Raw genomic sequence first — 17,147 nt, 5'->3', positions numbered from 1 at the left:
GGCACGGTCCGCGGGGTGTCCGGGCGCGGTGAACGGGGCAGTGATCCGGTCACTCCCCGTACGAGGGGGCTGCGGACGCCCACCGCGAAAGCCGTAAGGTTGGGGCGTACGTGAGGGTACGTCGGAAGTGAAGGAGGCGCCGGGTGATCGAGCTCGAGGGGGTTCCCGAGCTGGTCGACCCCGTCATGGTGGCCGCGTTCGAGGGCTGGAACGACGCCGGCGACGCCGCTTCCACCGCGGTCGCGCATCTGGACGGTGAGTGGAAGGGCGAGGTGTTCGCGGCGCTCGACGCCGAGGACTACTACGACTTCCAGGTCAACCGCCCCACCGTGTGGCTGGACGGCGGTGTGCGCAAGATCACCTGGCCCACGACAAGGTTGTCGGTGGTCCGGGTGGGCGGCGAGAAACCGCGGGACCTGGTACTGGTGCGGGGCATCGAGCCGTCGATGCGCTGGCGTTCCTTCTGCAACGAACTGCTCGGTTTCGCCCATGAGCTGGGCGTGGAGCTGGTGGTGATCCTCGGCGCGCTGCTCGGTGACACCCCGCACACCCGTCCGGTGCCGGTCAGCGGGGTCACCTCCGACCCCGACCTGGCGCGCACGATGGATCTGGAGGAGACCAAGTACGAGGGCCCCACGGGCATCGTCGGCATCCTCCAGGAGGCGTGCACGCACGCGGGCGTACCCGCGGTGTCGCTGTGGGCGGCCGTGCCGCACTACGTCTCGCAGCCGCCGAACCCCAAGGCGACGCTGGCCCTCCTGAACCGCCTGGAGGACCTGATCGACCTGCGGATCCCACTGGGCGAGCTCCCCGAGGACGCCCGGGCCTGGCAGGTCGGCGTGGACCAGCTGGCGGCCGAGGACAGCGAGGTCGCCGAGTACGTGCAGACGCTGGAGGAGGCCCGGGACACCGCCGAGCTGCCGGAGGCGTCGGGCGAGGCGATCGCCCGCGAGTTCGAGCGCTATCTGCGCAGGCGGGACGGGAGCGGTCCGGCGGCGGCGCCCGGCGGCCACGCCACGGAGAGCGGCGACCTCCCCGGTACGTACCTGCGTGACACGCCGGGCGGCCGTACGAGACCGCCGAAGCCGCAGCGTCCGGGGCCCGCGGACGCCGCCGACACCGGCACCGGTGCCGGCACCGCGGACTCGCCGGACCCCGATGCCCCGGGCTCCTCGGGCTCACCGGGCTCCGAGGATTCCCCGGAGGACTGACCGTGTGAAGGGGCGGTGCGCCACGGGCGCACCGCCCCTCGCTCGTCGTGCTCGGCGCCGGGCGCAGGCGTGTACCCGGGAGCGGCCGGGGGCCTCCCCGTGTTTCGGTTTCGGCCGCGCGTGCCGTGCCGTCGGGGAGCGCCGCCGCACCCGCGGCGGCATCCGGGTGAGGAGTCCCCGTCGGGCGAAGGAACAGGTCCGCGGGTGCCCCGGTGCGTCTCCGCGTGGGACCGGAGCGCCGTCGTCCCGACGGCCGGCGGACGCTGTCACCCCGGCACACGACAACCGTCTCCGCAGCATTCGGCCGGATTGTGCCGTGACATCGTTTTCAGGACGAAATCGTCACGCTACCCAATTCAACTTGCCCGCAAACGCAGTTGGCGCACTCGGGGGTGGACGGGTCGGCTCCGGAGGAGCAAGGTGTGCCCCGGAGGTCGGCTCCGGAGGAGCGAGGTCTGCTCCGGAGAGCGCACCGCCCATCCAGCACCTGCACCCGCACGGACCGAAGGGAGCAGCACGCGATGACCGACCAGGTACAGCCGGAGCAGGGCCCGGGAACGTCCGGGCCGGGGCCCGACGGAGCGGGATTCGACTACCGGGGAGCCGAGCAGGAACTGATCGTCGTCGCCCGGCCCGAGGCCCGGCTGCGTGCCGGGGCCGAGGGTGTCCGCTCGGCGGCCGGTGCCGACGTGTCGTCGCTGGCGATGTTCCTCAGCGACGAACAGCTGGCCCTGGAACCACTGTTCGGCAGCGAGGAGCGGCTGCGGGCGACGGCCCGGCCCTCCGCCGCGGGCGCCGAGACGCTGCCCGACCTCGGGCTGTTCTACCGGGTGCGCGGCGGTGAGGAGCGGGCCCAGGAACTGCGCTCCCGGATCGCCGCGCTGCCGGAGATCGCCACGGCCTACGTGAAACCGGCCGCCGTACCGGCATCCGTGGAGTCCGTCGGGCAGAGCGCCGACGAGGACCGGCGCCGCAAGGAGGGCGCACCCGTCACCCCCGACTTCACCAGCCGTCAGGGCTATCTGCGGCCCGCGCCCGAGGGCGTGGACGCGTACTGGGCCTGGCAGCGGCCCGGCGGCTCCGGCCGGGGCGTCACCGTGATCGACGTGGAGGGGGCCTGGCAGCTGGGCCACGAGGACCTGGCCGCGAAGCTCTCGGGCGTGGTCGTGGGCACCCCGATCCAGGACCTGGCCTGGCGCAACCACGGCACCGCCGTGATCGGCGTGATCGGCGGCGACCGCAACGAGTACGGCATCACCGGCATCGTGCCGGACAGCGTCACGGCCGCCGCGTCCTTCCACGGCATCGGCACGGCGGCGGCGATCAACGCGGCGGCGGACCGGCTCGGCGCCGGCGACATCATCCTGGTCGAGCTGCACCGCCCGGGACCGCGGTTCGACCACCGGCAGCGCGACGACCAGCGAGGCTACATCCCGCTCGAATGGTGGCCGGACGACTTCGCGGCCATCCGGTGCGCGACCGCCCGGGGCATCCTCGTGGTGGAGGCCGCGGGCAACGGCGGCGAGTCCCTGGACGACGCGGTCTACGAGCGCCGCCCCGACGAGTTCGTCGAGTGGTGGCGCAACCCCTTCAACCCGTCCAACCAGTCCTCCGGCGCGATCTTGGTCGGCGCGGGCGCCCCGCCGCCCGGCACCCACGGCCGCGACCACGGCCCGGACCGCTCGCGCCTGGCGTTCTCCAACTACGGGGCCCGGGTGGACGCGCAGGGCTGGGGCCGCGAGGTCACCACGACCGGCGGCTTCTGGGACCGGCCCGGCGACCTGCAGGGCGGCGCCGAGGAGATCGCCTGGTTCACCGACACGTTCTCCGGGACCTCCTCCGCCTCCCCGGTGGTGGTCGGCGCCCTGGCCGCGCTGCAGGGCATGCTCAAGGCGGCCGGCCAGGAGCCGATGACCCCGGAGAGGGCACGCGGGGTGCTGCGGGCCACGGGCTCCCCGCAGCAGGACGCGCCGGGCCGGCCCGCGTCGCAGCGGATCGGCAACAGGCCGGACATCAAGGCGGCGGTGGCCCATCTGCTGCCGGGGGCGGTCGGCTCGGGCCAGGCCGAACGGTACTGGGACGAGCTGGTGCCCTATCCGCGTGAACTCCCGCCCAGGCTCCGGCTCTACGTGGCCGGCGGCTGGCGGAGCCTGAACAACCCGTCCGCCGAGATCAGGCAGTCGGTGCAGTCCGCCTTCGCGAGCGGACGGCCCGACGTACGGGTCTGGTTCTCGGACGACGAGATCGTCGGTCTGGTCGTCACGGGCTGACACGACCGGCCGTCGACCAACCATCGAGCGACCCTTGAGGGAAGGTGGCACCCGCATGAGCACCACCCCGCAGATGAGTCAGCAAGGCCAGCAGGGGATCGGCCAGCAGGGCCAGCAGGGCCAGCAGCAGGGTCCGAGCACGTCTCCCCCGCAGCAGGACCCGCAGCAGGGCTTCTTCGGCCAGCAGCAGGGCTTCGGGCAGCAGCAGGGCTTCGGGCAGCAGCAGCCGTACGGCCAGCAGCAACAGCAGCCGTTCGGCCAGCAGGGCATGGGGCAGCAGGGCATGGGCCAACAGCAGGGGTTCGGCCCGCAGCAGCTCCCCCAGCACCTGCAGCAGCAGCTCCAGCAGCTGGGCCAGCAGCAGCCGTACCAGCAGTTGCTCCAGCAGCTCGGCGGGCAGCAGCAACAACAGCAGCAGCAGGCGCAGCCGCAGATCGTACGCAGCGCTCTTGAGGCCGTCGCGCTGACGCGGGGCGTCGCGGAGCGCTTCTGGGACGTCGTCACCCCGCTGCCGGGCCAGCCCCCGACGCTCTTCCTGTACGTCGACCAGGCATGGCGTTCACTGGTCGACCCGAACCAGGTGACGCACGACGCGGTCCAGGAGGCTTTCGCCTTCGGTCAGCAGGTCCTGGCGATCTACGACCCCGCGACCAGCACCATCCAGGCCGTGATCGTCAACAAGCAGTGACGTGCAGCGACGTGACGCACGGCGCTCCGCCCGCGGATGACGCGCGGTCCGGCCGGCGGAGGGCGCCGGACGGGTCATGCCCGTCCGGCGCCCGACGTCGTACGGCCCGTCCCCGCCGGGACCGTCAGAGCGCCACGCCCATCAGGGCGTCCACGGCGCGCGAGACGACGCCGGGGGCGCCCTCGTCCGTGCCGCCCGTCCCCGCCTGGAGCGCGGCCCAGCGGTCGACCGCCGCGAGGGCCGCCGGCGCGTCCAGGTCGTTCGAGAGGGCCTCGCGGATCTCCTCGACGAGTGCTTCGGCCGGTGGGCCGTCGGGCCGCGACACGGCGGCCCGCCAGCGCTCCAGCCGCGCGACGGCGTCCTGGAGGACCTGGTCGGTCCACTCCCAGTCGGCCCGGTAGTGGTGCGCGAGCAGGGCGAGCCGGATGGCCGCCGGATCGACGCCGGCGCGGCGGAGCGCGGACACGAAGACCAGGTTGCCCCTGGACTTGGACATCTTCTCGCCGTCGAGCGCCACCATGCCGGCGTGCACGTACGCCTTGGCCATGGGGAACTCGCCGGTCAGCACCTGCGCGTGCGAGGCGCCCATCTCGTGGTGCGGGAAGACGAGGTCGGAGCCGCCGCCCTGGACGTCGAAGCCCATGCCCAGGTGGTCGAGCGCGATCGCGACGCACTCGATGTGCCAGCCGGGCCGGCCCCGGCCGAGGGAACCGCCGTCCCAGCTCGGCTCGCCCTCGCGGGCGGCCATCCACAGCATGGGGTCGAGCGGGTTCTTCTTGCCCGGGCGGTCCGGGTCGCCGCCGCGCTCGGCGGACAGCAGCCGCATGGCCGCCGCGTCGAGGTGGGACACGCCGCCGAAGTGCGGATCCGCCTCGACGGAGAAGTAGACGTCGCCCTCCAGGTCGTACGCGGCCCCGGAGTCCCGCAGCCGCTCCACCAGCGGGACGATCCCCGGTATGGCCTCGACGGCGCCGACGTAGTGCCGCGGGGGCAGCATCCGCAGGGCGGTCATGTCCTCGCGGAAGAGGGCGGTCTCCCGCTCGGCGAGCGAGACCCAGTCGACGTCGTCCCGCGCGGCGCGCTCCAGTAGCGGGTCGTCGACGTCCGTCACGTTCTGGACGTAGTGGACCTGCCGCTTGGTGTCGAGCCACACGCGCTGCACGAGGTCGAACGCGTTGTAGGTCGCCGCGTGCCCGATGTGGGTCGCGTCGTACGGGGTGATGCCGCAGACGTAGATACGGGCGACGGGACCGGGGTCGAGGGTCACGGGACCCCCGGTCGCGGTGTCGTGGATCCGGAGGTCGCGGCCCTCGCCGGGCAGGGCGGGGACGTCGGAGGCGGGCCAGGCATGCATACCCTGAGCCTAACCGGACGGATGTTCCGTATACGAACCGGACCAGGCAGGATGGCCGGACAGGCCCTCTTGCCCGGCGCCCCGTCGTGTGCGGCACGACTGTCCCGTCGTGTGCGGCACGCTGTCCCGCGGCGTGCGCCACGGCTACACGGGCGGCCACGGGATCGCGGGCCACTCGCCCGAGGGTTCCGGATGCCGTCCGGACGCGAGCAGACCGGTCACTCGCGCGCGCGTGGCCGCCACCTCCGCCGGGGTGATCAGCTCGCCCAGACGGGTGCCCAGCGACCCTGCCAGGGCGTCCCCGAGCCGCTCCAGGACCTCGACGGCCTCGGGGGTCAGCTTCTCCCCCGCCCAGCCCCAGAGCAGGGTGCGCAGCTTGTTCTCGGTGCTGAAGGTGACCCCGTGGTCGATCCCGTAGAGCCGCCCCCCGGACGCGGGCAGCAGGTGCCCGCCCTTGCGGTCCGCGTTGTTGATCACTGCGTCGAGGACGGCGAGTCTGCGCAGCCGGTCGTCGTCGGCGTGCACGAGCAGGGCCGTACGCCCTTCGCCGACCTCGGCGAGGCCGACGGCCTTCCAGCCCTCGCCCGGCTCCTCGCCGTCGACCAGCGCGAGCAGCCCGGCCCCGCCCACGGCGTCACCGTCGTCGTTCCCGGCGTCACCTTCCCCGTCACCATCACCGGCGGCATCGGCGTCGGCATCGGCGTCGGCATCGGCCGGGGGCTCGATCCACAGCTGGCACATGCCCGGGCCGTACGGTCCGTCGCGCAGCACGGTGGTCGGGACGAGCCCCCAGCCGGTCGCCTCCGACACCTCGTACGCCGCGACCTCCCGCTGGGCGAGGGTCCCGTCGGGGAAGTCCCACAGCGGCCGCTCGCCGGCGACCGGCTTGTAGACGCAGGACGCCCCGCGGCCCTCGTACGAGACGTCGCAGAGCAGCACCGCGTTCGATGCCTCACGGATGCGGCCGCGGACCGTCAGCTCACCCTCGGTGAGCAGCTCGGCCGTGGTCACGCCTCGCGGCGGTATCCGTTCTGGCGCGGACATACGTGTCCTTCCGGGTCGAGCGGGAGACTGCACAGCGGGCAGGGCGGCCGGCCGGCGTTGACGACTTCGAGGGCGCGTCTGGCGAAGGCGCGGGCCTGGGCGCCGGTGAGGCGGACCCGCAGCATGGGCGGGCCGTTCTCCTCGTCCTGCAGCAGCTCCTCCTCGGCGGCGGCCAGGTCCTCCTCGGAGTCGGCGTCCAGCTCCACGAGCGCCTGTGCCTCGACGATCATGCGCTGCTCTTCGCCGTCCCAGGCGAGGGCCATGGTGCCGACGCGGAACTCCTCCTCCACCGGTGTGTCGAGGGGCGCGGAGTCGGAGATCTCGACCGGGGGCACCGCGGGGACGGGCGCGCTGCCCCCGGTCCGCCGCACGACCTCGTCGAGGAGCTCGTCCATGCGTTCGGCGAGGGCCGCCACCTGCGTCTTCTCCAGGGCCACGCTGGTCACCCGGGGACCGGAGGTGGCCTGCAGGAAGAAGGTACGTCGCCCTGGCAGCCCGACCGTGCCGGCTACGAAACGGTCCGGCGGGTCGTAGAGGAACACCTGACGGGACACGTCCTGTCTCCATTGGGTCGATCGACTGCTTCTGCCGTCATTTGTGCCGGCCGCCGGCAACTGCTGCGCCGCTCCGACCGCTTCACCCTACTGCGGCCGACGATCACGGTGCGCCCGCACCGCCCCCGACCGCCGCTTCGCTGCCGGACGTTTCCTCCCGCGGGGCGAGCGAGGAGAGGTCGCCGGTGTCCCCGAGACGTACGAGAAACGGCCGCAGCCGTGTGTAACGGATCGCTGTGATGGAACAAGGTTCTACGGAGATCCGCTGGAAGAGGTCCAGATGAAGCCCGAGTGCGTCCGCCACGAGCGACTTGATGATGTCGCCGTGCGAGCACATGAGGTACACGGCGTCGCCGCCGTGGTCGCGCTCCACGCGCGCGTTCCACTCGCGTACCGCCTCGGCGGCCCGGGTCTGCATGGCGCGCATCGACTCGCCGCCCGGGAACGCGGCGGCGGAGGGGTGCGACTGGACGACCTCCATCAGCGGTTCGCCCGCCAGCTCGGCGAGCTTGCGCCCCGACCAGTCCCCGTAGTGGCACTCCCCGATACGTTCGTCGGAGTGGGACCGCAGTCCGGGACGGGCGTCGAGGAGCGGCCGGATCGTCTCCTGGCAGCGCTGGAGGGGGCTGCTGACGACTTCGGCCAGCGGCAGTTCCGCGAGGCGGCCGGGCAGCGCGGCGGCCTGGGCGGTACCGCGTTCGTCGAGGGCGACGCCGGGGGTCCACCCGGCGAGCAGCCCGGCGGTGTTGGCGGTCGAGCGTCCGTGCCGGACGAGGATCAGGGTGGGCATGCGGCCCAGGGTAGGCGCCCGGGCGAGTACGCCGGAGAACGAGTGACAGGAGAGAACGCTCCGTGATCGTGGACTGTGCCATCTACCGGGACGGGCACCGGACGGAAGGGCTGGACGACCTTTCCGACACACTGGACGCGGCACGTGCGGCCGGGGACGCGTTCGTGTGGATCGGGCTGCACGAGCCGACGGAACGCGAGTTCGATCTCGTCACCGAGGAGTTCGGGCTGCACGAGCTGGCCGTCGAGGACGCCCTCAAGGCCCATCAGCGTCCCAAGCTGGAGGTGTACGACGACTCGCTGTTCGCGGTCCTCAAGCCGGTGGTGTACGAGCCGGACAGCGACACCGTGTCGTCCGGCGAGCTGATGATCTTCCTGGGCGATTCCTTCGTGGTGACCGTGCGTCACGGTGAGGGCTCGCCCCTCAAGGCGGTGCGCGCCCGGCTGGAGAAGGACCCGGAGATGATGCGCCTGGGCCCGACCTCGGTGCTCTACGCGATCGCCGACGCCACCGTCGACCACTACCTGGAGGTGGCGACCGAGCTCCAGACGGACCTGGAGGAGCTGGAGGCGGAGGTGTTCTCGCCGAACGACGGCGGGTCCCGGCACATCGCGTCCCGGATCTACACCTTCAAGCGGCAGATCCTGGAGTTCCGCCGGGCCACCGGGCCGCTGTCCCCGCCGGTGAACCGCCTCGCGGGCGCCGGTACCGCGGTGCCGTTCGTCGACGAGGGGGCGCAGCCGTTCTTCCGGGACGTCAACGACCACCTGATCCGGGTCAACGAGTCCGTGGAGGCGCTGGACCGGCTGGTCTCGGACGTCCTGTCGGCGCACCTGGCGCAGATGAGCGTGCGGCAGAACGACGACATGCGCAAGATCTCCTCGTGGGCGGCCATGGCCGCGGTCCCCACGATGATCGCGGGCATCTACGGCATGAACTTCGAACACATGCCGGAGCTGCGCTGGGTCTGGACCTACCCGGCGGTCGTCCTGCTCATGGCGGTCCTGGAGGTGCTGCTGTTCCGGCTCTTCAAGAGGCGCGGCTGGCTGTGACCCGTCCGCGGGCCACGCGCGCCTGCGTGCACGGAGCCGCACGCGCGCGTGCCGTGCACGGGGCCGCCGCACGCGCGCGTGGGCAGGCGCTCAGGCCGGTCCCGGTGCCGCCGTCGCCGGGCCGCCCAGGGCGTCGCGCCGCCGCGGCATCGTCAGCGAGACCATCCGCCGCCAGCCGATCGTACGCTCGTACGCGTACATGGCGCGGATGCCCGTCGCGAGCAGCGCCGCCTTGGGCGCGGACCAGCCGAGGATGCGGCCCAGGTGGGCCATCGCGGTGAGGCTGACGTCCCGGTAGATCCGGGTCTCGGCGATCGCGCAGTCGCGCAGGGTCCGCTGGATGGCCCGTCCGTGGCCCTGCCGGGCGTAGCGCAGCAGCTCCTCGTGGCAGTACGCGAGGTGGTTGTCCTCGTCGTCGCAGATCATCCGCACGGCCTTGCCGATCTCCGGGTGGTTCCCGAAGTCCTTGCGGAGCATCGCCATCTGGTTCGCGGCCCGCTGCTCCGTGATCCTGCTGTGGGACAGGTAGGTGAGGATGTCCTGGAGGGTGAGCGGCTCGTCGCGCCTGAGCCTGTCGTGCGCCAGGCCGATGCCGTGCTGCTCCAGGATCAGCGGGTAGTCGGTCCCGGGCGGGATCTCGACGGGTGTGAGACCCCGTTTCCTCAGGAGGGCGTTGAAGATCCGCCCGTGCTTGTCCTCGTCCGCGCCGTGCCGGGCGATCTTGGGTGCCAGGGCGCGCTCGCCCTCCGGGACGAGGGCCGCGATCCGCGCGTTCTCCCAGCCGCCCTGCGTCTCCCCGCCGGCGGCGATGGAGCAGAAGAGCCGGAACGACTCGTCGTTGTCGATGATCTCCTGGAAAAGACTCTTGGCCGAAAGCATGTCTGCCACCTCCACGCGCGGCTCCCACCTCCGTGCGGGACTCCGCGGAGAACGAGTCAAGTGGGCAGTCAGGGGTGCGGCAACAGCCGTGTCGGACAAATCCGCCGAACGATGGACGCGAAGGGAATGAGAGGCGCGTAACCGGACGGGTCCCGGCGCGTTGTGCTCCGTGACGGCCGTGGCGGGGAAGGCCCCCGAGCCCCCACCACGGCCGGAGAATTCCTCTCCCGCGGTGCGCGGCCCTCCCGGACCGGCCCGTTTCCCCGCTACGCCAGTCCGGCGCGCTCCAGTGCCTCGGCCCCGGCCCGCAGCGAGGCGAGGCGGTCGTCCAGGGTGAAGCCCGCCGGGGCCAGCGTGAGGGTGGTGACACCGGCGGCCGCGTAGGCGCTCATCCGGTCCGCGATGCGCTCCACGGAACCGAGCAGCGTGGTCTGGTCGATGAGCCGGTGCGGGAGGGCGGCCGCCGCGCCCTGCTTGTCGCCGTCCAGGTACTTGTCCTGGACCTCGGCCGCCTCCTTCTCGTAGCCCATGCGCCGGGCGAGCTGGTTGTAGAAGTTCTGCTTGCGGCTGCCCATGCCGCCCACGTACAGGGCGGTGTACGGGCGGAACGTGTCGGCCAGCGCCGGTACGTCCTTGTCCTCGCCCAGCGCGAGCGGCACCGTCGGGCAGACGTCGAAGCCGTCCATGGTCAGGCCGGCCTTCTCACGGCCCGCGCGCAGGTACCCGACCGCGGTGTCCTCCAGGTGCTCCGCGGACGGGAAGATCAGCAGGGCGCCGTCGGCGATCTCACCGGTCTGCTCCAGGTTCTTCGGGCCGATCGCCGCGATGTAGAGCGGGATGTGCTCGCGCTCCGGGTGCACGGTCAGCTTGAGCGGCTTGCCGGGGCCGTCCGGCAGCGGGAGGGTCCAGTGCGCGCCCTCGTACGACAGGCGCTCGCGGGTCATCGCCTTGCGCACGATCTCGACGTACTCGCGGGTGCGGGCCAGCGGCTTGTCGAACTTGACGCCGTACCAGCCCTCGGAGACCTGCGGTCCGGAGACCCCGAGGCCGAGCCGGAAACGGCCGCCGGAGAGCGAGTCCAGGGTGGCCGCGGTCATCGCGGTCATCGCGGGCTGGCGGGCCGGGATCTGGAAGATGGCCGACCCGACGTCGATGCGTTCGGTCCGGGAGGCGACCCAGCTCAGCACGGTGGCCGCGTCCGAGCCGTACGCCTCGGCGGCCCAGCAGACCGCGTAGCCGAGGCGGTCGGCCTCCTGGGCCACGGCGAGGTTGTCCGCGTCCATTCCGGCACCCCAGTAGCCGAGGTTGATCCCGAGCTGCATGGCCGATTCCCCTTACTGATCAGTAACGTCTTTGCCCGGCACCCTAGCGCGCCGTCGCGCCGAGCGGCAGGGACTGCCTCGCCGATCATGCGGATCCGGGTTGTCCACAGGCCCCCGCGTGCCGACTTCCGGCCAGTAACCTCAGCCCTCATGGAGCAGAGGCATCTCGGCCGTACCGGCCTGCGCGTGTCCCGCATCGGGCTCGGCACCCTCACCTGGGGCAGGGTCACCGACGAGCACGACGCCGCGGACCTGTTGAAGTCGTTCTGGGAGGCGGGCGGCACCCTCGTCGACACGGCCGACGTGTACGGGGACGGGGCGGCCGAGTACCTGCTCGGACAGCTCATGGCGGGTCTGATCCCGCGCCGGGACCTGGTCGTCGCCACGAAGGCGGGCAGCGTGCCCGACCCGGACCGGCGCTTCGACGGCTCGCGGGGGCATCTGCTCTCCGCCCTGGACGCCTCGCTGGCACGGCTCGGCACGGACCACGTGGACCTGTGGCAGATCCACGCCTTCGACCCCCGCACACCGCTGGAGGAGACGCTCCAGGCCCTCGACATCGCCGTCGCCAGCGGCCGGGCGCGCTATGCCGGGGTGTCCGGCTTCTGCGGCTGGCAGCTCGCGAAGGCGGCGACCTGGCAGCTCGCCGCCCCCGGGATACGCACGCGCCTGGCCGGTACGCAGATGGAGTACTCGCTGCTGCAGCGCGGTGTCGAGCGCGAGGTGCTGCCCGCGGCCCTGGACCTGGGCATCGGTCTGCTGCCGTCCTCCCCGCTGGGCCGGGGCGTACTGACGGGCAAGTACCGGCACGGGACGCCCGCGGACTCGCGGGGCGCGTCGGAGCAGCTGGCGCCGTTCGTCGCGCCGTACCTGGACGACGCCGCGGGCCGCATCGTGGACGCGGTGACGACGGCGGCGGACGGCCTCGCGGTGACGCCGCTCCAGGTGGCCCTCGCCTGGGTCCGCGACCGCCCGGGAGTGGCCGCCCCGATCATCGGCGCGCGCAACGCGCTGCAGCTCACGGCCGCGTTGTCAGTGGAGAGCCTTAGTCTTCCTGACGAGATCTGCCGGGCTCTCGACGACGTGTCGGCGCCCGTGCACCACTATCCCGATCACGACTGGAGCACGCTGTGACCACGGAGCCGTCCGCCGCGGAGGAAGCCGAGCCGGGGACGCCGGACACCGGAGACGGCACAGCCGGAGACGGCACAGCCGAGGACGGCACCGCCGGGGGCGGCACCACCGAAGACAGCACCGCTGAGGACGGCACCGCCGGGAGCGGCACCACCGAAGACAGCACCGCTGAGGACGGCACCGAGGGTGCGGCCCAGTTGTCGGAGGCCGAGGCCGAGCTGGCCGCGCAGCGGGAGTTCCGGGAGCGGATCGAGCGACGCAAGGCGGAGAAGGAGGGGCCGGTCCGGGCCGGGACGGGACTGAGCGGGAAGGCCGCCGACCTGCTCGCGGCCGTCCGGGCCGTGGAGAGCGGGGAGAAGCCCCCGGCGGGCGTCTTCAGCGACCCCGGGCCCGCGCCGCGAAGTGCCGCCCCTGAGCCGGTGCGGCGCCCGCAGCCCGTGCCGTCCGGCGCCGGCACCGGCGCCCCGGTGCCGATGGCCGCCGAGTCCGTCGACGCGGTGCGCGCGGTGCTCGTCCGGGGCGGCGCCCCGGAGGCACTGGCACCGCAGGCCGCAGCGACCCTCGGCGAGGGGGCGGACGGGCAGCTGCGCGAGGACCCCTGGCAGCTGCTCCGCGTGGCGGGGGTGCGGCCCGAGCAGGCCGACGGGTTCGCCCGGGCCCTGCTGGGCGCGGAGGCCGGGCCGGACGACGAGCGGCGGGGCCGCGCGGTCACGGTGTGGCTCCTCGAACAGGCGGCGCTGGCGGGCCACACCGCCCTGGAGGCCCAGGCCCTCCACGCCGCGCTCGCACAGCGCTCGGTGCCCGACCCCGACGCCGCCGTGCAGAGCGCCCTGGCGGAGGGCGACGCCCTGCTCTTCCAGGACGCGGCCGAAGCCGGGCACGACCCGGCGGCGGCAGGCAGGACGGACGGGGAGGCCGGGGAAGACGGGGAGGCCGGGGAGGGCGAAGGGGCACGCCCGGTGCGCGTCCTCATCGGCCTGGAGCGGTACGCGCTCGCCGAGGAGAGCCTCGCCGACGGGCTCGCCCGGGTGGTGAACTCCCTGCCCAAGGAGGACGGCTCGGTCGCGGCCTGGGAGCCGGCGGCGACGGGGTCGGCCACCGGACTGGTCCGGGCGGTCGCGGGCCACGGCCTCGTCCTGCACACCGGGGGCGAGGCGTCCCGCGCCGAGTGCGCGTCGCTGGTGGCGGCGGCCCGCTCGCTCGGCCTGCGGGTGTGCGCCGCCGCCCACCACCCGGACGGCCGCCGTCGCTTCGCCGGACTGCTCGGTACGGCGGAGGAGGCACGGGACACGGCTTCGGCCGGCGGGACGGTGGTCACCGTCGCCGGGCTGCTCTCCGGGGAGGAGGGCCCGGGGCGGGACGCGGACGGCATGCTCCGCACCGACCTCCTGGTCGTGCTCGACGCGCCGCAGCTCGACGTCGAGAGCGCCGCGATGCTCGCCGAGTCGCTGCCCGACGGCGCCCGGCTGGTGCTGAGCGGGGATCCCGGTGTGCTGTGGTCGGCGGGGCCCGGCCGGGTCTTCGCGGACCTGCTCGCCGCGAAGGTGTGCCCGCAGGTCGCCTCCCGGACCCCGGACCCGGGTCCCGTGGGCGAACTGGTCTCGGGCATCGGCATCGGCGAGCTGAACCAGGTCGAGGCGCCCGGCAGGGAAGTGGTGATCATCCCGGTGCGGGACGCCGGGGAGGCGGTCCACCGCACCGTGCAGCTGGTCGCCGACTCGGTACCGCGTGCGATCGGCGTCCCGGCCGAGCAGACCCAGGTGATCACGCCGGGCCACGGCGGGGCGGCGGGCACCCGTGTGCTCAACGCCGCGCTGAAGGAGAGGCTGAACCCGGGCCCCGGCCGGTTCGGCGGTTTCGACCCCGGCGACCGGATCGCGTACACCCCCGTGCCGGGCCGTTCCGTCCCGGGCCGGGTGGTGAAGGCCGACGCCGACGGACTGCACCTGGAGTGCGCGGGCGCGCCCGTCGTGGTGCCGAAGGAGCGGGTGGAGCAGACCGTGCGGCACGGCTGGGCCCTCACCGCCCACCAGGCCGTCGGGATCCGCTGGCCCGCCGCGGTCGTGGTGCTGCCCGGTGACGCCGCGCAGGCGCTCTCCCGGCCCTGGGTCTACACGGCCTTCGGCCGCGCCGACCGGCACCTCTCGGTGGTGCACGGTGTGGAGCAGGCACTTCCCCGAGCGGTGGCGGAGATCCCCGCCAGGCCCCGCACCACCCGGCTCCCGGCCCTGCTCACCGCGCAGATCCCGCCGTCCGGCTGAGCCCGGTGACCGGCCCGGATGCCGGTGCCGGACCCGGGTGCCGGTGCCGGGCCGGGCCCGCGCCCCGGACGCACCGGTGGCGGGCACCGGAGGCGATCGCCCGGTGCCCGCCACCCCGTCGGCCGACGGGCCGTCAGCGGCCCCGACGGTTTCCCAGGTCCTCGGGATCGTCGAGGACCTCGGCGGGTTCCAGCGGTGGTCCGGGCTCGACCGTGCCCCCGATGCCGTCGACGTCATGGACGTCATCGACGTCGTCGAAGGCATCGATCTCCTCGATGCCGTCGTCCGCGTCGTCGTCGAAGACCGCGCTGACGTCGAAGCGGCACACCACCGGGTGGGCGTCCGCCCGGTCGAACGGTGCCTCCAGCCACTCCCCCGCCTCGGCCGGTTCGTCCGAGGCGATCACCCACAGCGTCGAGTCGCCCTCCTCCAGACCGAACTCCTTGTGCCGGGAGGCGATCTCGTCGGGCTCGAACTCGCCGAAGAGGACGCCGAGCGCCCCGTGCACGGTCCCGGACACGCCGTCGAAGCCCTCCGTGACGACCCCGGCCTCCTCGACGGCCTCGACCCGCTGGGCCTGCGCCAGCAGCCGCTGCGGCTCCACCACCGAGTAGTCCCGGCGGATCAGCACGCTCAGCGCGTGGGGCTCCTCCGGTCCGGTGTACGGCGGAGGCGCCTCGTCGGAGCCGGGGATCTCGAAGGGGGTGACCTCGTCGTAGCGGTCGTAGAGGAGCTCGTCGTACTCCTCGGCGGCCGCCGCCAGCTCGTTGAACGCCTCGTAGACGGCCGGGTCGTCCTCACCCGACCTGCGCTCGACCGCCGCCAGGTGGCGGTCGAGCGCGGTCTTGACCGCCTCGGCGGCGGCGCGTACCTCGGCAGCGGTGGGCTGCGCAGCATCAGACATAGTGCAGACGCTATCCGTACACGGCCTCCGCACGCACAATAGATGCGATGCCGGAATACGAATTTGTCGACGTGTATGTGCCGCGCGGGGTCTCCCGCAAGGAAGCGACACGCCTGCTGACGGACCATGCGGAGTACGGACACTGGGAGTTGGACCGCCTCAGCCTGCACACCGACGGCAGCCGCAGGGTGCGGTTGCGCCGACGGATCATCCGTCAGGTGCGTGCCACGTGGTGATGCGGGACGGCTGAAACGGAGCGGGCCCCGCGCGTGCGGGGCCCGTCCGTGCGACCTGCCCGGAATGTGAGTCTCCTCACCCGGACGGGGCTTTTTCCGTGCAGGGACCTCTTCGTCCCGGGGACGTCCGCTCAGGCCGAGGCGCGCGCCCTGCGGTAGAGCACGGTGCCCGCGAGCAGCGCGCCCGCGCTCACCGGCAGCGCGAGGCCGAGCGGCACATCGCCGCCGGTCTGCGCGAGGTGGCCGGAACCGTCCGGCCGGTCGGCGGTCCGCGTGCCGGGGTGGTTCGCGTACGAGCCGTCCGTGGCGCCGCCCCCGCCTCCGTCGCCCCCGCTGCCGCCGCCGTCGTTCCCGCCCGGCTTGCCCGGGTCGCCCGGGGCGCCCGGCCGGTCCTGGTCACCGGGCCCGCCCGGGGTGTCCGGTCGGCCGGGGGAGTCCGGGGTGCCCGGGGTGTCCGGGTTCCCGTGGCCGGGCGGCGTCACCCCGTCCGCGCCGCCGGAGTGCCCGCAGGCGTTGTCCGCGGCCGTGTTGCCGACACCACCGGCGGAGACACTGTTGCCGCAGACGTCGACCGGGACGTCCACCGGGATCTGCACGTGGTTGCCGGAGCCCACGCCGGGCGAGCCCTCGGTGTGCCCCCCGGCCTGCGCTCCGTCGTCCGGGCCGTACTGCCCGGAGTCACCGCCCTCGTCGGCGCACTCGTTGCCGGCCGCCGGGTTGAGCGCCCCGACCACGTTCACCGTGTTGCCGCAGACGTTGACCGGCGCGTGCACCGGAGCCTGCACCGAGTTCCCGGAGAGTACGCCCGGGGAGCCCGAAGTGGTGCCGTGCGCCCCCGAATCGGCGTGTGCGTAACCGCCGGTGACGGCGAGGACCCCGGTCGCCGCCGCCACCGTCATCAGGCCTTTGCGGGTGACCTGTCGCATAGCTTTTCCCTGCCTCGTGAACCGTGTCGCTTCAGGAATGCGCACGCGCGGGACGCGGGTGCGCGGAATTCGGAACGTCCGCGGCCCCGGAGCGCATGGCACGCGCTCCGGGGCCGCGGACACAGACCCTCATGGCTCCGGGCCTTCGTGGGGTACCGGCCCTCATGAGCTCTCACGAGGTGGACAAGGTGTCAGGCGTTGACGCAGGCGTTGCCGAAGGCGGGGTTCAGCACGCCGATCACGTCCACCGTGTTGCCGCAGACGTTCACCGGCACGTGGACGGGCACCTGGATGACGTTGCCCGAGACCACACCGGGAGAGGCCGCGGCAGCACCCTGCGCACCGGCGTCGGCAGCCGCGACACCCGCACCGGCGAGAACGAGGCCACCCGTGGCGGCGACAGTGGCGACGATCTTCTTGATCATAATTTCCTCCTAGTTGGAAAAGGTGATCCAATCCGCGGATCACATCACCAGTAACGAGGAGGGAGTAATAGGGCTACGAGCTTATGAGCGCATTCAC

At 73.2% G+C, this 17,147-nt stretch carries 16 protein-coding genes; 7 read left to right on the top strand and 9 right to left on the bottom strand.

What is annotated here, in order from left to right; translation table 11 throughout:
• Positions 1-143: 143 nt before the first annotated feature.
• The 3 genes from KM933_RS12620 (at position 144) to KM933_RS12610 (ending at position 4,169) form a co-directional block, all read left to right on the top strand.
• Positions 144-1,211, top strand: coding sequence for a PAC2 family protein (locus tag KM933_RS12620; protein ID WP_221351366.1), 1,068 nt, complete (start codon positions 144-146; stop codon positions 1,209-1,211).
• 521 nt (positions 1,212-1,732) lie between these two features.
• Positions 1,733-3,481 (top strand): S8 family peptidase, encoded by a 1,749-nt coding sequence (locus KM933_RS12615; RefSeq protein WP_221351364.1) that lies wholly within the window; start codon positions 1,733-1,735, stop codon positions 3,479-3,481.
• Between the two features lie 55 nt (positions 3,482-3,536).
• Positions 3,537-4,169, top strand: a complete 633-nt coding sequence (locus tag KM933_RS12610; protein WP_221351362.1) for a hypothetical protein — start codon at positions 3,537-3,539, stop codon at positions 4,167-4,169.
• Between the two features lie 124 nt (positions 4,170-4,293).
• Here KM933_RS12610 and mshC read toward each other — a convergent pair whose 3' ends face one another.
• From mshC to KM933_RS12590, 4 genes are all read right to left on the bottom strand, one after another.
• On the bottom strand, positions 4,294-5,523 hold the full coding sequence (gene mshC / locus KM933_RS12605) for a cysteine--1-D-myo-inosityl 2-amino-2-deoxy-alpha-D-glucopyranoside ligase (protein WP_221351360.1): 1,230 nt from the start codon (positions 5,521-5,523) through the stop codon (positions 4,294-4,296).
• Between the two features lie 144 nt (positions 5,524-5,667).
• Positions 5,668-6,567: an SCO1664 family protein gene (locus KM933_RS12600; RefSeq protein ID WP_221351358.1), complete on the bottom strand. Its 900-nt coding sequence runs from the start codon at positions 6,565-6,567 to the stop codon at positions 5,668-5,670.
• Positions 6,531-7,121, bottom strand: a complete 591-nt coding sequence (locus KM933_RS12595; protein ID WP_221351356.1) for a DUF3090 domain-containing protein — start codon at positions 7,119-7,121, stop codon at positions 6,531-6,533. The genes KM933_RS12600 and KM933_RS12595 overlap by 37 nt, the downstream gene beginning before the upstream one ends.
• A gap of 103 nt (positions 7,122-7,224) precedes the next feature.
• A complete protein-coding gene (locus KM933_RS12590) occupies positions 7,225-7,911 on the bottom strand; it encodes a histidine phosphatase family protein (RefSeq protein ID WP_221351354.1) in 687 nt (228 codons plus the stop codon).
• Positions 7,912-7,973: 62 nt separating this feature from the next.
• Here KM933_RS12590 and corA point away from each other — a divergent pair, with 62 nt between their 5' ends.
• Positions 7,974-8,963 (top strand): magnesium/cobalt transporter CorA, encoded by a 990-nt coding sequence (gene corA, locus KM933_RS12585; protein ID WP_221351352.1) that lies wholly within the window; start codon positions 7,974-7,976, stop codon positions 8,961-8,963.
• A 90-nt stretch (positions 8,964-9,053) separates the two neighbouring features.
• Here the strand turns inward: corA and KM933_RS12580 are convergent, their stop codons facing one another.
• Entirely contained in the window at positions 9,054-9,842 is a 789-nt protein-coding gene (locus tag KM933_RS12580; protein ID WP_221351350.1) for a ferritin-like domain-containing protein, read from the bottom strand.
• Between the two features lie 266 nt (positions 9,843-10,108).
• Positions 10,109-11,164, bottom strand: a complete 1,056-nt coding sequence (locus KM933_RS12575) for an LLM class F420-dependent oxidoreductase (RefSeq protein WP_221351348.1) — start codon at positions 11,162-11,164, stop codon at positions 10,109-10,111.
• 150 nt (positions 11,165-11,314) lie between these two features.
• Between KM933_RS12575 and KM933_RS12570 the strand changes: the two genes are divergently transcribed.
• Both KM933_RS12570 and KM933_RS12565 read left to right on the top strand, forming a co-directional pair.
• On the top strand, positions 11,315-12,298 hold the full coding sequence (locus KM933_RS12570; RefSeq protein ID WP_221351347.1) for an aldo/keto reductase: 984 nt from the start codon (positions 11,315-11,317) through the stop codon (positions 12,296-12,298).
• On the top strand, positions 12,295-14,559 hold the full coding sequence (locus KM933_RS12565; protein ID WP_221351345.1) for a helix-hairpin-helix domain-containing protein: 2,265 nt from the start codon (positions 12,295-12,297) through the stop codon (positions 14,557-14,559). Before KM933_RS12570 ends, KM933_RS12565 begins: the two co-directional genes overlap by 4 nt.
• A gap of 133 nt (positions 14,560-14,692) precedes the next feature.
• Here the strand turns inward: KM933_RS12565 and KM933_RS12560 are convergent, their stop codons facing one another.
• Positions 14,693-15,463, bottom strand: a complete 771-nt coding sequence (locus tag KM933_RS12560; RefSeq protein WP_221351343.1) for a hypothetical protein — start codon at positions 15,461-15,463, stop codon at positions 14,693-14,695.
• Between the two features lie 47 nt (positions 15,464-15,510).
• Here KM933_RS12560 and KM933_RS12555 point away from each other — a divergent pair, with 47 nt between their 5' ends.
• The gene (locus KM933_RS12555; RefSeq protein ID WP_221351341.1) at positions 15,511-15,699 is read left to right on the top strand and encodes a DUF5703 family protein; all 189 of its coding nucleotides are present in this window, start codon (positions 15,511-15,513) and stop codon (positions 15,697-15,699) included.
• Positions 15,700-15,830: 131 nt separating this feature from the next.
• Here KM933_RS12555 and KM933_RS12550 read toward each other — a convergent pair whose 3' ends face one another.
• Positions 15,831-16,625: a chaplin gene (locus KM933_RS12550; protein ID WP_221351339.1), complete on the bottom strand. Its 795-nt coding sequence runs from the start codon at positions 16,623-16,625 to the stop codon at positions 15,831-15,833.
• Between the two features lie 191 nt (positions 16,626-16,816).
• Positions 16,817-17,050, bottom strand: a complete 234-nt coding sequence (locus KM933_RS12545; protein ID WP_221351337.1) for a chaplin — start codon at positions 17,048-17,050, stop codon at positions 16,817-16,819.
• Positions 17,051-17,147: the final 97 nt, after the last annotated feature.

The sequence above is a fragment of the Streptomyces beigongshangae genome (assembly GCF_019710745.1).
In the GTDB taxonomy this organism is placed as follows: domain Bacteria; phylum Actinomycetota; class Actinomycetes; order Streptomycetales; family Streptomycetaceae; genus Streptomyces; species Streptomyces beigongshangae.
Note: the sequence above shows the minus strand (reverse complement) of the source record. Positions and strands in the feature narration are given on the sequence as shown.

Bases quoted from the DNA above. Each gene is read 5' to 3' on its own strand.
- KM933_RS12615 (WP_221351364.1), top strand. From the start codon at position 1,733: ATGACCGACCAGGTACAGCCGGAGCAGGGCCCGGGAACGTCCGGGCCG.
- KM933_RS12610 (WP_221351362.1), top strand. From the start codon at position 3,537: ATGAGCACCACCCCGCAGATGAGTCAGCAAGGCCAGCAGGGGATCGGC.
- mshC (WP_221351360.1), bottom strand. From the start codon at position 5,523: ATGCATGCCTGGCCCGCCTCCGACGTCCCCGCCCTGCCCGGCGAGGGC.
- KM933_RS12600 (WP_221351358.1), bottom strand. From the start codon at position 6,567: ATGTCCGCGCCAGAACGGATACCGCCGCGAGGCGTGACCACGGCCGAG.
- KM933_RS12590 (WP_221351354.1), bottom strand. From the start codon at position 7,911: ATGCCCACCCTGATCCTCGTCCGGCACGGACGCTCGACCGCCAACACC.
- KM933_RS12580 (WP_221351350.1), bottom strand. From the start codon at position 9,842: ATGCTTTCGGCCAAGAGTCTTTTCCAGGAGATCATCGACAACGACGAG.
- KM933_RS12575 (WP_221351348.1), bottom strand. From the start codon at position 11,164: ATGCAGCTCGGGATCAACCTCGGCTACTGGGGTGCCGGAATGGACGCG.
- KM933_RS12570 (WP_221351347.1), top strand. From the start codon at position 11,315: ATGGAGCAGAGGCATCTCGGCCGTACCGGCCTGCGCGTGTCCCGCATC.
- KM933_RS12560 (WP_221351343.1), bottom strand. From the start codon at position 15,463: ATGTCTGATGCTGCGCAGCCCACCGCTGCCGAGGTACGCGCCGCCGCC.
- KM933_RS12555 (WP_221351341.1), top strand. From the start codon at position 15,511: ATGCCGGAATACGAATTTGTCGACGTGTATGTGCCGCGCGGGGTCTCC.
- KM933_RS12550 (WP_221351339.1), bottom strand. From the start codon at position 16,625: ATGCGACAGGTCACCCGCAAAGGCCTGATGACGGTGGCGGCGGCGACC.
- KM933_RS12545 (WP_221351337.1), bottom strand. From the start codon at position 17,050: ATGATCAAGAAGATCGTCGCCACTGTCGCCGCCACGGGTGGCCTCGTT.